Source organism: Maritimibacter sp. (assembly GCF_016774595.1).
Taxonomy (GTDB): Bacteria; Pseudomonadota; Alphaproteobacteria; order Rhodobacterales; family Rhodobacteraceae; genus Maritimibacter; species Maritimibacter alkaliphilus.
Map to the genome: position 1 here is coordinate 1,089,751 of NZ_JACBWT010000001.1, position 14,880 is coordinate 1,104,630.

General features: G+C 64.6%; 13 protein-coding genes. 7 read left to right on the top strand and 6 right to left on the bottom strand.

The window, feature by feature from the left end:
* Window positions 1-18: 18 nt before the first annotated feature.
* Complete coding sequence (locus HOY44_RS05470; protein WP_040885198.1) at window positions 19-1,056, bottom strand: rod shape-determining protein; 1,038 nt, start codon at window positions 1,054-1,056, stop codon at window positions 19-21.
* A 213-nt stretch (window positions 1,057-1,269) separates the two neighbouring features.
* Window positions 1,270-2,832: a 2-isopropylmalate synthase gene (locus HOY44_RS05475; protein WP_287433521.1), complete on the bottom strand. Its 1,563-nt coding sequence runs from the start codon at window positions 2,830-2,832 to the stop codon at window positions 1,270-1,272.
* A gap of 259 nt (window positions 2,833-3,091) precedes the next feature.
* Here HOY44_RS05475 and HOY44_RS05480 point away from each other — a divergent pair, with 259 nt between their 5' ends.
* The 4 genes from HOY44_RS05480 to HOY44_RS05495 all read left to right on the top strand — a co-directional run bounded on the left by HOY44_RS05480 (window position 3,092) and on the right by HOY44_RS05495 (window position 7,453).
* Entirely contained in the window at window positions 3,092-3,760 is a 669-nt protein-coding gene (locus HOY44_RS05480; protein ID WP_287433522.1) for an SDR family NAD(P)-dependent oxidoreductase, read from the top strand.
* Window positions 3,754-5,283 carry a cryptochrome/photolyase family protein gene (locus HOY44_RS05485; RefSeq protein WP_287433523.1) on the top strand — a complete coding sequence of 510 codons (1,530 nt, stop codon included), beginning with the start codon at window positions 3,754-3,756 and terminating at the stop codon, window positions 5,281-5,283. Before HOY44_RS05480 ends, HOY44_RS05485 begins: the two co-directional genes overlap by 7 nt.
* Window positions 5,284-5,429: 146 nt before the next feature.
* Complete coding sequence (locus tag HOY44_RS05490; RefSeq protein ID WP_287433524.1) at window positions 5,430-6,020, top strand: TetR/AcrR family transcriptional regulator; 591 nt, start codon at window positions 5,430-5,432, stop codon at window positions 6,018-6,020.
* Window positions 6,021-6,169: 149 nt separating this feature from the next.
* Window positions 6,170-7,453, top strand: a complete 1,284-nt coding sequence (locus HOY44_RS05495) for an NAD(P)/FAD-dependent oxidoreductase (RefSeq protein WP_287433525.1) — start codon at window positions 6,170-6,172, stop codon at window positions 7,451-7,453.
* A 72-nt stretch (window positions 7,454-7,525) separates the two neighbouring features.
* Here HOY44_RS05495 and HOY44_RS05500 read toward each other — a convergent pair whose 3' ends face one another.
* Entirely contained in the window at window positions 7,526-9,310 is a 1,785-nt protein-coding gene (locus HOY44_RS05500) for an MORN repeat-containing protein (RefSeq protein WP_287433526.1), read from the bottom strand.
* 149 nt (window positions 9,311-9,459) lie between these two features.
* On the opposite strand from HOY44_RS05500, the gene HOY44_RS05505 reads away from it, so the two are divergent.
* A complete protein-coding gene (locus HOY44_RS05505; protein ID WP_287433527.1) occupies window positions 9,460-11,121 on the top strand; it encodes an NAD+ synthase in 1,662 nt (553 codons plus the stop codon).
* A complete protein-coding gene (locus tag HOY44_RS05510; RefSeq protein WP_287433528.1) occupies window positions 11,118-11,675 on the top strand; it encodes a LapA family protein in 558 nt (185 codons plus the stop codon). Before HOY44_RS05505 ends, HOY44_RS05510 begins: the two co-directional genes overlap by 4 nt.
* Window positions 11,676-11,693: 18 nt before the next feature.
* On the opposite strand, the gene HOY44_RS05515 is transcribed toward HOY44_RS05510, so the two are convergent.
* The 3 genes from HOY44_RS05515 to HOY44_RS05525 all read right to left on the bottom strand — a co-directional run bounded on the left by HOY44_RS05515 (window position 11,694) and on the right by HOY44_RS05525 (window position 13,354).
* Window positions 11,694-12,152 carry a MaoC family dehydratase gene (locus tag HOY44_RS05515; protein ID WP_008334291.1) on the bottom strand — a complete coding sequence of 153 codons (459 nt, stop codon included), beginning with the start codon at window positions 12,150-12,152 and terminating at the stop codon, window positions 11,694-11,696.
* Window positions 12,149-12,487: a hypothetical protein gene (locus HOY44_RS05520; protein ID WP_287433529.1), complete on the bottom strand. Its 339-nt coding sequence runs from the start codon at window positions 12,485-12,487 to the stop codon at window positions 12,149-12,151. The genes HOY44_RS05515 and HOY44_RS05520 overlap by 4 nt, the downstream gene beginning before the upstream one ends.
* Before the next feature lie 93 nt (window positions 12,488-12,580).
* Entirely contained in the window at window positions 12,581-13,354 is a 774-nt protein-coding gene (locus HOY44_RS05525) for a ZIP family metal transporter (protein ID WP_287433530.1), read from the bottom strand.
* 109 nt (window positions 13,355-13,463) lie between these two features.
* Here HOY44_RS05525 and HOY44_RS05530 point away from each other — a divergent pair, with 109 nt between their 5' ends.
* The gene (locus HOY44_RS05530) at window positions 13,464-14,627 is read left to right on the top strand and encodes an alpha-hydroxy acid oxidase (protein ID WP_008334288.1); all 1,164 of its coding nucleotides are present in this window, start codon (window positions 13,464-13,466) and stop codon (window positions 14,625-14,627) included.
* Window positions 14,628-14,880 lie beyond the last annotated feature (253 nt).

The window sequence follows — 14,880 nt, forward strand, 5'->3', positions numbered from 1 at the left end:
TGCGGGCCACGTGGCCCCTCAACTGTCGTAGTCGATAACGTGACGCAGTTGCTTTTCGTATTCCAGTGCCTTGCCGGTGCCCAAGGCTACACAATTCAGCGACTCGTCCGCCACCGAGATCGAAAGCCCGGTCTGCTCGCGCAGGGCGAGGTCGAGCTCGCCCAGAAGCGCACCGCCGCCGGTGAGCATGACACCCCGGTCGACGATGTCGGCAGCGAGGTCGGGCGGCGTGGTTTCCAGTGCCGTCATCACCGCCTCGCAGATCTGCTGCACGGGTTCGGCCAGCGCCTCGGCCACCTGGGCCTGGCTGATCTCGATTTCCTTCGGCACACCGTTGAGCAGGTCGCGGCCCCGGATCATCATGCTCGCCCCGCGCCCGTCGTCGGGCATCCGCGCGGTGCCGATGGAGGTCTTGATGCGCTCGGCGGTCGCTTCGCCGATGAGCAGGTTATGCTGGCGGCGCAGGTAGTTGACGATGCTTTCGTCCATCCGGTCGCCACCGACGCGGACCGAGCGCGCATAGACGATATCTCCCAGGGACAGGACGGCCACCTCGGTCGTGCCGCCGCCGATGTCGACGACCATGGACCCGGTCGGATCGGTGATCGGCATCCCCGCCCCGATGGCCGCCGCAATGGGTTCCGCGATCAGGCCAGCACGCCGCGCGCCTGCGGACAGGACCGACTGGCGAATGGCGCGTTTTTCGACGGGGGTGGCCCCATGGGGCACGCAAACGATGATCTTGGGCTTGGAGAAGGTCGTGCGCTTGTGAACCTTGCGGATGAAGTGCTTGATCATCTCTTCGGCGGTGTCGAAGTCGGCGATCACGCCTTCGCGCATCGGGCGGATGGCTTCGATCGAACCGGGGGTCCGACCCAGCATCAGCTTGGCGTCCTCGCCCACGGCGAGCACCTTCTTCACGCCGTCTTTGACGTGGTAGGCGACCACCGAAGGTTCGTTGAGAATCACACCGCGACCCTTCACGTAGACGAGCGTGTTCGCCGTCCCGAGGTCGATCGCCATGTCGGACGAGAAAAGTCCAGAGATTCCTACCATTTTCGGTGTCTTCCGTCAGTCCCAATACCCAAGCCCCCGACGCGAGGCCGGGGGTGTGACGCCTTATATGAGCCAAGGGGCGCAGGTGAAAGGGGGTGCGCAGGCGGCCCCGGCAAAATTCTGCCCAGCCCGCCCGCTCTTCAAGGGCGCTGCCCTCTCATCGCCGTCTGGGCGAAGACGGGTCGCAGGGCCGGATGAGCGCGGCCCTCCCGGTTAGCTCGCGTCGGTGTAGCGCACTTCCGGGGTCGATTTCTTGCGGACCTGAAGCCGGTTCAGCGCGGTGATATAGGCCTTGGCCGAGGCGACCACGGTATCCGTATCCGACGACTGGCCGGTGGCGATCCGCCCGTCTTCGGACAGACGCACCGACACCGTGGCCTGCGCATCCGTGCCTTCGGTCACGGCGGACACCTGATAGAGTTCCAGCCGCGCGCCGGTCGGGAACAGCGCCTTGACCGCGTTGAACGTCGCGTCCACCGGACCGTCGCCGGTCGCGGTGTGCTGGTGATCCACCCCGTCGATGGTCAGGTTGATGTCGGCGGATTGCGGCGCTTCGGTGCCGCAGATCACCCGCAGGAATTTGAGCTTGATCCGCTCGTTCACCGCGTCGCCCGACACCACCTGCATCAGGGCGATGATGTCGTCGTCGTAGACCTCTTTCTTGCGGTCGGCCAAAGCCTTGAACCGCACGAACACGTCCTTCAACTGGTTCTCGCCTACATCGTCGTAGCCCAGACCCTTGAGCTTGTCGCGCAGCGCCGCCCGTCCCGAGTGCTTGCCCAGCGGCAGCGAGGACGAGGCGAGGCCGATGTCCTCGGGCAGCATGATCTCGAACGTCTCGGCGTTCTTCAGCATCCCGTCCTGATGGATGCCGCTTTCATGCGCGAAGGCGTTCTTGCCGACCACGGCCTTGTTGAACTGCACCGGGAAGCCCGACACTTGGCTCACACGGCGGCTGATCGCCATGATCTTCTTGGTGTCGATCCGGGTGGCATAGGGCATGATGTCGTTGCGCACGCGCATCGCCATCACGACCTCCTCCAGCGCGGTGTTGCCCGCGCGTTCGCCCAGCCCGTTGATCGTGCATTCGATTTGGCGCGCGCCCGCGTCCACGGCGGCGAGGCTGTTGGCCGTCGCCATGCCCAGATCGTTGTGGCAATGGGTCGAGAACACGACCTCGTCCGCGCCCGGCACCTTTTCGATCAGCATACGGATCAGGTCGGCGCTTTCGCGCGGCGCGGTGTAGCCCACCGTGTCGGGAATGTTGATCGTCGTCGCACCCGCCTTGATCGCGATTTCGACGACGCGGCAGAGATAGTCGTGCTCGGTCCGGGTCGCATCCATCGCCGACCACTGGACGTTGTCGGTCAGGTTGCGGGCATGGGTCACGGTGTCGTGGATCAGGTCCGCCATCGCGTCCTGCGTCAGGTTCGGGATGGCCCGGTGCAGGGGCGAGGTGCCGATGAACGTGTGGATGCGGTGCTGGCCCGCGTGTTTGATCGCCTCATAGCAGCGGTCGATGTCCTTGAAATTCGCACGCGACAGCCCGCAGATCGTGGACTGTTTCGAGCGGACGGCGATTTCCTTCACCGCCTCGAAATCGCCCTCGGAGGCGATGGGAAAGCCCGCTTCGATCACGTCGACGCCCATGTCGTCGAGCATTTCCGCGATCTCGAGCTTTTCCTCGTGGCTCATGGTCGCGCCGGGGCTTTGTTCGCCGTCACGCAGGGTCGTATCGAAAATCAGGACGCGATCCTGTTCGCTCTTGTCGGTCATGGGAATGTCTCTCTTGTCTGTCTTAGCCTTGGGTTCGCTGGCGCGGTTGCATACCCCTGAGCGCTCGCGCCGACGGCACGCTCAGAGGCGGCTAAGAAGGAGGAGGGCAGCACGACGGGACGGGCGCGGGGTTGCGCCGGTCGAACCGAGAATATGTGCCATCATCGTCATGGGGCGGATTTATACCCCGCCCAGCGTGAATGAAAAGTGATTTTTCGGCGGAACTGGTCTGGGGGCCCATGCGTGTCGTAAGCACCCCATGACGAAAACAGCACTCATCATCGGCGCATCGGGCGGGATCGGCAGGGCCATCGCGCGGCAGCTCAACGCGGACGGCTGGTCGGTCACTGGTCTGTCCCGCAGCGCGGGCGGGCTGGACTATGGCGACCCCGAAAGCGTGGATCGGCTGCTCGGGGGCGTCGAAAGCCCGGTCGATCTGATCTTCATCGCCACGGGCGCGCTTGAGATCGACGGGCACGGCCCCGAAAAGGCGCTGCGCCAGATCGATGCCGCCGCGCTGGAGGCGCAGTTTCGCACCAATACCATCGGCCCCGCGCTGGTCCTGCGCCACGCCGCCCGCCTTCTGCCCCGCGACCGCCCGGCGACCATTGCGGCCCTTTCGGCGCGGGTCGGGTCCATCGGGGACAACCGGCTGGGCGGCTGGTATGGCTACCGCGCCGCCAAGGCCGCGCTCAACCAGATCATGCACGGCGCCGCCATCGAACTTGCCCGCACCCACAAACAGGCCGTCTGCGTGGCCCTGCACCCCGGCACGGTCGAAACGGACCTGACCGCCGTGCACGGCGCGGGCTACGACAAGGTCACGCCAGACCAGGCCGCCGCGAACCTGCTGGGCGTTCTGGGCGGTCTGACGCCCGAGGACACGGGGCTGTTCTTCGACTGGCAGGGCAAGCGGGTGGAGTGGTGAGCCGCTTGATCCTTGTCCTTGGGGATCAACTGACCCCGACCTTATCGTCGCTGGCGCAAGCGGACCGCGAAACTGATGTGGTGGTCATGGCCGAAGTCCGGGGCGAAGCGGGAAGCCCCAAGCACCATCCGCAGAAGATCGCGCTGATCATTGCCGCGATGCGCAAGTTCGCCGCGCAGCTGATCGAAGACGGCTGGACCGTGGCCTATGCGCGGCTCACCGACGAATGCAATGCACAGACCATCGACGGGGAGCTATTGCGCCGGGCCGACGAATTCGGCGCGCAGGAGGTGATCTGCACCACCCCCGGCGACTGGCGGTTGATCGAACTTCTGGACGAGTTGCCGCTCAAGGTCACGCGCTTGCCCGACACCCGGTTCATCTCGACCCAGTCGGAATTCGAGGATTGGGCCGAGGGCCGCAAGGAACTCCGCATGGAGTATTTCTATCGGCTGATGCGCAAGAAGACGGGCATCCTGATGGATGGCGACAAGCCGGAGGGCGGCAAGTGGAATTACGACCACGACAACCGAAAGCCCGCCGAGGCGGACCTGTTCCAACCGAAGGTGCCGAGGTTCAAGCCCGATGACGTGACGCGGGAGGTGGTGGAGCTTGTCGCCGACGAATTCGCCGACCATTTCGGTGATCTGGACGGGTTCGCCTATCCGACGACGGCGAAAGAGGCCGCGAAGGCCGCCGACGACTTCATCGCGAATCGCCTTAAGGACTTCGGCCCCTATCAGGACGCGATGCTGACCGGCGAGGCGCATCTGTATCACTCGATCCTGTCGCCTGCGCTGAACATCGGGCTTCTGGACCCGCTCGATCTGTGCCGTCGCGCCGAAGCGGCCTATCGCGACGGGAAGGTGCCGCTCAATTCGGCCGAAGGGTTCATCCGCCAGATCCTCGGCTGGCGCGAATATGTGCGCGGGATCTACATGATGGACGGCCCCGGCTACACCGGCCGCAACGCGCTGCGCCACGACCGCGATCTGCCGTGGCTTTATTGGGGCGGCGAGACCGATATGGCCTGCCTGTCCGAAGTGGTGACCCTGACGCGCGAAAACGCCTATGCCCACCACATTCAGCGCCTGATGATCACCGGGAACTTCGCGCTTCTGATCGGCGCGGACCCGGCGCAGGTGCACGACTGGTACTTGTCCGTCTATGCCGACGCGTTCGAATGGGTCGAGGCCCCGAACACGATCGGCATGAGCCAGTTCGCGGACGGCGGCATGATCGCGTCCAAGCCCTATGTCTCGTCCGGCAATTATATCGACAAGATGTCAAACTATTGTGACGGTTGCGCCTATGACGTGCGCAAGAAGACCGGGAAAGGCGCTTGTCCGTTCAACCTGCTCTACTGGTGGTTCCTTGACCGGCACGCGCAAAGGTTCCGAAAAAATCCCCGCATGGGAACGATTTATGCGACGTGGGACCGGATGGACACGGACCGGAAAAAGGTGATCCTGTCGGAAGCCGAAGAATTCTTGGCCCGACTCGATAATGGTGAGACTCCGTAACCCACTTCCCAAGCGAAAATCGGCCTGCACGGCCAAAAGTTGTATTTCACTATCGTATTTAAAGCCCATATGAGTCACTGTTAGTCAGTCCTTGCTGTCAGGATTTCCAGACATGACCGGATGGGCCGGTCGAAAAGGAGGTATTCGTGGACCAGGTGCGCAGAAGAAAAAGCGCCGCCGACCGCAAAGCCGAAATCGTGGACACGGTGATCCAGCTGTCGGCGACGATGGGGCCGGACCGCGTGACGACACAGCACCTTGCAGATGCGGTGGGGGTGACCCAGCCGGCGATTTTCCGTCATTTCGGCACCAAGGCCGAGATCTGGGACGCCGTGAGCGAGCGGATCGTGACCGACATCGAAGGCATCGCGCGCACCGCGGGAGACGCTCTGGACGGGCTGCGCGACTACGTGAAGAATTTCGTCGATCTGGTCAAATGGCGGCCCGCCCTGCCCTCGATCCTGCATTCGCTGGAGCTTCAGGCCGACAACGCCGCGCTGCGCGACCGTTTCCATGCCATGCATTCCGAGCGCACGTCGATGGTCGCCGGGCTGGTCGAGCAGGGTCAGGGCGCACGGATCATCCGGCACGACCTGAAACCGTCGGAAGTGGCCGGTGTGGTGCTTTCGTCGCTTCATGGTCTCACGCTCGACTGGACCTTGAAGGGCCAGACCTTCGATCTGGAAGAAGAAGGCGCGCGTCTTGCGGACAACCTGATCGCGATGATCCGCACCTGAAACCTGCGGCGGAATGTAACATTCTAAAATATGAATTTATGCTTCCGTTTTTCGGTCTCCGATAGTATACAATCGCCCTTGGCCGCACTGTCGCGGCCTGCTCGGGCGCTTGGTGGGATCGCTGCGCCCCTCTTGTGGGAGGAGACATCATGGCGCATGTGGTCGTTCTGGGCGGGGGCCTTGGGGGCACCATCCAGGCCTATGAGCTGAAGGAAACGCTGACACGCAGCGACACCATCACGCTCATATCGAACAAGCCCTATTTCCAGTTCACCCCGTCGAACCCCTGGGCCGGTGTCGGCTGGCGCTCGAAGGACGAGATCACCATCGACCTCGCTCCGGTGATGAAACGCCGGGGGATCGATTTCATCTGCGACGGCGCGACGAAACTCGTGCCCGACGAAAACAAGATCAAGCTCGAAAGCGGGGCCGAGGTCACATACGACTACCTCATCATCGCGACCGGGCCGGAGCTTGCCTTCGACGAGATCGAGGGGTTCGGACCCGAGGGTCACACGAACTCGGTCTGCACCATCGAACATGCCGAGAAATCGGGCGGCAAGGGTGGCACGTGGGAGGCGTTCTGCAAGAACCCCGGCCCCATCGTCGTGGGCGCGGTTCAGGGCGCGTCCTGCTTCGGCCCGGCCTATGAATACCTGTTCACGCTCGACACGGATCTGCGCCGCCGCAAGACCAAGCACAAGGTGCCGATGACCTTCGTGACGTCGGAACCCTATATCGGCCACTTAGGCCTTGGCGGCGTGGGCGACACCAAGTCGATGCTGGAAAGCGCGATGCGCGACCGCGACATCAAGTGGATCACCAACGCGCGCACCGACAAGTTCACCGATGGCGCGGTCCACGTCACCGAGTTCGACGAGGACGGCAACGAGAAGAAGACGCACGAGGTGCCGGCGACCTACAAGATGATGCTGCCCGCCTTTCGCGGCATCCCGGCGATCCGGGGCATCGAGGGGCTCGTGAACCCGCGCGGCTTCGTCATCGTCGACGAATACCAGCGCAATCCGAAATACCGCAACATCTTCGGGATCGGCGTCGCCATCGCCATCGCACCGCCTGTTGCGACCCCCGTCGCGACGGGCGTGCCCAAGACCGGGTTCATGATCGAGTCGATGGTGACCGCGACGGCCCACAACCTGCCCCGCATTCTCGCGGGAGAGGAGCCGAACAACCTGCCGTCTTGGAACGCGCTTTGCCTTGCCGATTTCGGCGACAGGGGGGCCGCGTTCCTCGCCATGCCCCAGAACCCGCCGCGCAACGTGAACTGGGCGTCGGAAGGCAAATGGGTGCATTGGGCGAAGCTGGCCTTCGAGTGGTATTTCATGCGCAAGGTCCGCAAGGGCGTGAGCGAACCGTGGTACGAAAAGACCGCAATGAAGATCATGAAGATCAACAAGATTCAGGGCCGCTGAAGCAGCCCTAGGATCGGAAAAGGGAAAAGGCCGCCCAGTGGGCGGCCTTTTTCGTGGTCGAGGATGTCGGGATCAGTAAAGTCCGCCGCTTCCCAAGGTCGAATTGATCTCGGGCGCCTGCGGCGGCCCCGACGGCACGCGGGGCGCGGCCGAATTGTTCTGATCCGACGACTGGTTCTCTTGCGCAGGTGCCGGAGCGGGTGCCGGAGCGGGCGCAGGCTCCGGCTCGGGCGCAGGGGCAAGCGCGGGTTCCGGCGTGGGCTCGGGTTCGGGCGTCGGCGCGGGTTCCGGTGTGGGTTCAGGCTCAGGCTCGGGCGCAGGTTCCGGTGTTGGTTCCGGTTCTGGGGCGGGCTCGGGCTCCGCAGCAGGTTCCGGGTCGGTCGCAGGTGTCTCGGGTTCGGCCGCGGGCGTTTCGGGTTCGGCTTCGGTCGCGGCCGGGACGATCGGCGCGGGCGTGCCCCCTTCGAGCATCGACGACATCACGCCGTTGACCCATGCGCCCGACACCCGCTCGCCCGAGGCATAGGCCACCGTGCCCTGCCCGTTGCGCTGGTCGTTCGCGAACATGCCTTCGTAGACGTCGCCGTTGGCATAGGTCGCGGTGCCCATGCCGTGTTTCATCCCGTCTTTCCATTCGCCGGTATAGGTGAACCCGTCGGCCAGCGTCAGCGTGCCCTGCCCGTCGCGTTCACCATTGGCCCAGCCGCCGTCATAGACGGAGCCGTCGGCGTATTCCTCGCGCCCCTGACCGTGGCGTTTGCCAGCCTTCCAGCCGCCGGTGTAGCCGTGGCCTTCGGCGAAGGTCAGCGTGCCTTCGCCGTCGAACAGCGCCGAGACGAAGCTGCCCTCGTAGGTCGAGCCGTTGGGATAGGTCGCGCGGCCCGTGCCTTCGATCACCCCGTCGCGCCAGTCGCCGACATAGGTGCCGCCGTCGGGATAGGTGATCGTGCCACTGCCGTCGGGCAGGCCCGCGCGGAAGGTGCCCTGATAGACCGACCCGTCGGGATAGGTCACGGTGCCTTCGCCTTCGATCTGGCCGTCGACCCAGTTGCCTTCGTAGCGATACCCGTCCGCGCCGGCGAAGATGCCCTGCCCGCTGCGGTGATCGTTCAGGAACGCGCCGGTGTAGCTGTCGCCGCTGGCATAGGTGACCTTGCCCTCGCCCGACCGCTGACCTTCGACGAACTGGCCCTGATAGACGTCGCCATTGGCCTGCGTGAGGATGCCGGAGCCGTGCATCTGGCCCGCGACCCACTGGCCTTCGTAGCGCATCCCGTCGGTTCCGACATAGGTGCCCTGCCCCTGCCGCTGGTCGTTCGAGAACCCGCCGGAATAGGTCGAGCCGTCCGCATAGGTCGCGGTGCCCGTCCCGTCCTTCTGGCCCATGTTCCACTCGCCGTCGTAGGTGAAGCCCGACGGGCTGACCATCTTGCCGCGCCCGTGATGCAGCGCCTCGCGCAGTCCGCCCTCGTAGGTCACGCCATTGGCGTATTCCGCGATCCCGGTCCCGGTGATCTTGCCGTCGACCCAGTCGCCTTCGAAGCTCGAACCGTCGGCGAAGGTGATCTTGCCGAAGCCATGCGGCTTGCCGGCGGCGAAGTTCCCTTCGTAGACCGAGCCGTTGGGAAAGCGCGCGACGCCCTCGCCCCGGATCTCGCCCTCGACGAAGGTGCCGGTGTATTCGTAACCCGCCGGGGTACGCAGCGTGCCCTGTCCGTGGGGCTGCCCGTCCTTGAACGTGCCTTCATAGACGCGGCCGTCGTCATACTGCATCGTATCGGCCCCGTCCTGCGCAAAGACGCCGCTGGCGCACAGGCTGGCGGCGAGGGGAAGGACAAGACGCATCGCGCGATACATGAGAACCTCGTGGGCATTCGTTCGGAAAGTGTGCGAAACCTAAGCGTCAGGGCCATGAGAGACAATTGTTTTCGCATGACAATCACGGCACCCGGCTTTTCCCTGCCCATGAACCCCGCTAAGAGGGTCGCGACCTCGCGAGGATGGACATGGCTGACACCTTTCGCCTGACACTGGCCCAGTTGAACCCTGTTGTGGGTGATATTCCCGGCAATGCCGACATGGCGCGCACGGCGTGGACCGCCGCGAAAGAGGCCGGGGCCGACATGGTCATGCTGACCGAAAGCTTCCTGACCGGCTACCAGCCGCAAGACCTTGTGATGCGCCCGGCCTTCTGGTCCGAGGCGATGGAGGCGTGCGAGGCGCTGGCCAAAGACGTGGCCGATGGCCCGGTCATGGGGATCGGCTGCCCCTATCACGACGGCAAAGACCTGTATAACGCCTACTGGATTCTCGAAAGCGGGCGGGTACGTCGGCGCATCCTGAAACAGATGCTGCCGAACGAGACGGTGTTCGACGAAAAACGCCTGTTCAGCCACGCAGAACCGCAAGACCCGATCAAGGTCGGGCCGCTCACGCTGGGCATCCCGATCTGCGAGGATGCGTGGTGGCCCGATGCGGTCTGCGAAGACCTTGCCGAAAAGGGTGCCGAGGTGCTCGCCGTGCCGAACGGCTCGCCCTATTACCGGGGCAAGGTCGAGACGCGCCACAGCGTGATGCGCGCGCGCGTCGAAGAGACGGGCCTGCCGCTCATCTACCTTAACATGGTCGGCGGGCAGGACGATCAGGTGTTCGACGGCGCGAGTTTCGGCATGGACGCGCAGGGCGAGCTTGCCTTCCAGTTTCGCGAATTCGACGAGGTGATCCGGCACGTCGACCTCGAAAAAGGCGACGACGGCTGGCGCATCGTGCCGGGTGAGGTGGTGCCCGCCCTGCCTGCCTATGAGGCCGACTACCGCGTCATGGTGCAATCCCTGCGCGACTACATGGGCAAGACCGGGTTCAAGAAGGTGCTTCTGGGTCTGTCCGGCGGCATCGACAGCGCTATCGTCGCGACCATCGCCGCCGACGCGCTTGGCCCCGAAAACGTGCGCTGCGTGATGCTGCCGTCCGAATACACCAGCCAAGGCTCGCTGGACGACGCCAAGGCGGTGGCCGAGAGGCTCGGCTGTCACTACGACTTCGTGCCGATCAAAGGCCCCCGCGACGCCGTGACGGAAACGCTCGCCCCACTGTTCGAGGGCTACACCCCCGATCTGACCGAGGAAAACATCCAGTCCCGCCTGCGCGGCCTGCTCCTCATGGCGATGTCCAACAAGTTCGGGGAAATGCTGCTGACCACAGGCAACAAGTCCGAGGTCGCGGTAGGATACGCCACGATCTATGGCGACATGGCGGGCGGCTATAACCCGATCAAAGACCTCTACAAAATGCGGGTGTTCGAGACGTGCCGCTGGCGCAACGCGAACCACCGCGACTGGATGATGGGCCCCGAAGGCGAAGTCATTCCGGTGTCAATCATCGACAAACCGCCCAGCGCGGAACTCCGCGACGATCAGAAAGACAGCGACAGCTTGCCGCCTTACGAGGTGCTGGACGCCATTCTAGAAGGGTTGGTGGACAAGGAACTGTCGGTGGCCGAGCTGGTGGCGCAGGGCTTCGACCGGGACACGGTGAAAAAGGTGGAACACCTGATCTTCATCTCGGAATACAAGCGTTTCCAATCCGCACCGGGCGCACGCCTGACGATGCGTAGCTTCTGGCTCGACCGCCGCTATCCCATCGTGAACCGCTGGCGGGACAAGACATGACGAATACGTTGGAAATCCACGCGGCCCCGCCGTCGTTCCGGACGATGCGCTGGATCGGGGCGGCGTTTCTGGCGCTGGGTGTGATCTGCATCTTCAACGTGGCGACGACCGATCTCGATGCGCTGTGGAAAACGCCGCTCGGCGTGATCCTCGCCGTGCCGGTTCTGATCGGTGTAATGCTGGGCTGGGTCGGGCTGACCGAAACCCATATGCGGCGGCGGCTGGCGCTTTTGACGCCCGAGGGCGCGCAGGTCGGCGTTCATGGCCCGATCCCGTGGAGCCATATCGTGCGCGTCGAACGGCGCGGCTCGGGCACCTACGAGACGCTCACGCTGTTCCCCTCCGGCAAGCGCGAATTGCGCCGTCCGATCCCGGTGGGCCGCGCCGAAACCTCGCCCGACATGATCGTGGGCGAAGTGCTCGCCCTGATCGAAAATGCCGGGCTGACCGTGACCCACGCACCGAAAGAGCAGATAATCGGTCAACGCGACGTTTGGGAGGTGTCGGGCGCGCCGGAACCCGCGCCGGCCAAGTCCGGACACGTCCCTGCCTGATCGCCCCTCGGGGATGCGTCAGGCAAGCGAGGTGCCGCGCGCCTTCATCAGGTGGTTGCCGATATAGCTCGCGATCCGCTTGCCGTCGGCGCGATGCACGTCGTTGCGGAAACTCACCCGCCCCCGGTCGGGCCGCGATTTCGACCGTTCCGCCGTCACGACCTCGGCCCGCACGTGGATGACGTCGCCCGGAACCGCTGGCAGGAACCACCGCACCTCGTCCATCCCCGAGGCGCCCATCGACGCCTCGTCCCAGACGCCCGACTGCATGGCGAGGTTGAAAGCGATCAGAAGCGTGTGCCAGCCCGAGGCGATCAGCGTTCCGAAATGGCTTTCGGCCGCCGCCGCATCGTCGACATGGAACGGCTGCGGGTCCCATTCGCGGGCGAATTTCACGATGGCCTCGCGGGTCAGCTCCGCCTCGCCGGATCGGTAGGTGAACCCGATCGGCAGATCCTCGAAATACCTTTGTGTCACTGCGCAGGCTCCGCCGGTTTGGTCACCGGCATTTGTGGGGATGTTTCGGTTCCGCCCGCCATGCCGCCGATCAGGCCCGAGCTCAGGATGAACAGGCCGAACGCGAGTGCGATCGCGATCATGATGATCCCCGGAATACGGCTTGCGACCCGTTGGGCCGATCGACGCTCGAACCGGCTGCCGATCACCCAGACGATGACGGAGATGACGAGCGCCACCGCCTGCCACGCCATGAACTTGCCGACCTTGTTCAGCCCAGCGGTGAACCCGTCGCTGGATGGTTCGGTCATTCCGAAGTCGATGAACGCCAGAATGAACGCGACGCTCCAGAGCAAGAGACCTATTCGTAAGGCAGTGCGTGCTGTCATGCGGCGACAGTGCCATGTGGCGCGACATGCGCAAGCGAAACTTGGCCACCGGCCCGGCGATCAGCCCAGCGTGACATCCAGAAACATCATCAGGACCAGTCCGACGATAAGCCCGGTCGTCGCACGGTGCTGGTGCCCGCCGCGATGCGTTTCGGGGATGATCTCGTGGCTGATGATATAGAGCATGGCCCCGGCGGCGAAGGTCAGCCCCCAGGGCAGCAGCGCCTCGGCCATGGTCACCGCAACGACACCGATCAGCCCGCCCACCGGCTCCACCAGCCCGGTCATGAGGGCGATCAGGAAACTGCGCCCCTTGGCATACCCCAGCCCGCGCAGGGCCACGGCGACCGCAAGCCCCTCGGGCGCATTCTGAAGGCCGATGCCGGTGGCCAGCGACATGCCGTTGGCCACGTCGCCGCCGCCGAACCCGACACCCACGGCCATACCCTCGGGGAAGTTGTGGATCGTGATCGCGATGACGAACAGCCAGATGCGCGACAGCGCACCGGGGTCCGCGCCCTCGGGCCCGGCGATGAAATGCTCATGCGGCAAGGCTTCGTTCATCGCAAAGACGGCAAGCGCGCCCAGAACAATCCCGCCCGCCGCGATGGCCGCAGCCGCCCAGACGCTTCCCGTTTCCGCCTTGGCGATATCGAGACCGGGCAGGATGAGCGAAAAGAACGAGGCCGAGATCATCACCCCGGCCGCGAAGCCCAAGAGCATGTCCGACCATTTCCGAGTGATGGTGCGACCGAAGAGAACGGGCAGCGCCCCGACCCCCGTCATGAGCCCGGCGCCAAGGCTCGCCAGCAATCCGATCAATACGATAGACATGGCGCCACCTTGCGGGGCGTCGCGCCGGGCGCAAGCGCAATCGGTCGCGTTGCGCACGGTGATCGCCGGCTGTAGCGTCGCGCGGACAGCAGGTCCGGGGGAGGTAGCCATGACCGTCATCACCAACATCGACGATCTCAAACGCCTCTACCGGCGTCGTGCGCCCAAGATGTTCTACGACTATTGCGAAAGCGGTTCGTGGACCGAGCAGACCTTTCGCGAGAACGTATCGGATTTCGACGCGATCCGCCTGCGTCAGCGCGTGGCCGTGGATATGTCGAACCGGACCACGAAGACGCAGATGATCGGACAGGACGTGGCCATGCCCGTCGCGCTCGCCCCGGTCGGCATGACCGGGATGCAATCCGCGGATGGCGAGATCAAGGCAGCCCGCGCCGCCGAAAAATTCGGGGTGCCCTTCACGCTGTCCACCATGTCGATCTGCTCGATCGAGGACGTGGCCGAGCACACCACGGCCCCCTTCTGGTTCCAGCTCTACGTCATGCGCGACGAGGATTACCTGTCGCGGCTGATCCAGCGCACCAAGGATGCGGGCTGTTCGGCGCTCGTCATCACGCTCGACCTTCAGATCATGGGGCAGCGGCACAAGGACATTCGCAACGGCCTTTCCGCCCCCCCGAAACCCACCGTCCGAAACCTCGTGAACCTGTCGACCAAATGGCGCTGGGGCATGGGGATGCTGGGCACGAAACGGCGCAGTTTCGGAAACGTCGTCGGGCATGTGAAGGGGATTTCGGACCCGTCCAAGCTCATGTCCTGGACCAACGATCAATTCGACCCCTCGCTCGACTGGTCCAAGATCGAAAAGATCAAAGAGATGTGGGGCGGCCCGCTGATCCTGAAAGGCGTGATGGAAGCCGAGGACGCGGTGATGGCCGCCAAGGTGGGTGCCGATGCGATCATCGTGTCGAACCACGGCGGGCGCCAACTGGACGGGGCGCTCTCGTCGATCCGCGCGCTGGACCCGATCCTTCAGGCGGTGGGCGACCGGATCGAGGTGCATCTGGACAGCGGCATCCGCTCCGGTCAGGACGTGCTGAAGGCAATGGCGATGGGCGCGAAGGGCACCTATATCGGCCGCGCCTTCGTCTACGGTCTGGGCGCGATGGGCGAAGCGGGCGTGACCCGCGCGCTGGAGGTGATCCACAAGGAACTCGACACCTCCATGGCGTTCTGCGGACACCGCGACATCAATCAGGTCGACCGCGACATCCTGCGCATCCCGCGCGATTTCTCCGGCGACTGGGCCTAAGAGCACCCGCGAGTCGTCTGCGGGTCAAGGATCGCGCCAGCGACCGCGCCCCGGCGCGGCTCGTCCTTGACGCGCAGGCGACTCGCCTCATGCTGGACATGGCGCCTTGAGGGGCGGATCGCCCCCTCAAGCGCCTCCCCAGCCCATGCTCCGACCGTCGTCTCCGCATGCGCCGTCGGGCAAGGTCGCCCACCGCGTGTTCCCGCCAGAGGCTGGGACGCGCACATCCTGCGCGGGCGTCAGCCCGCACAAT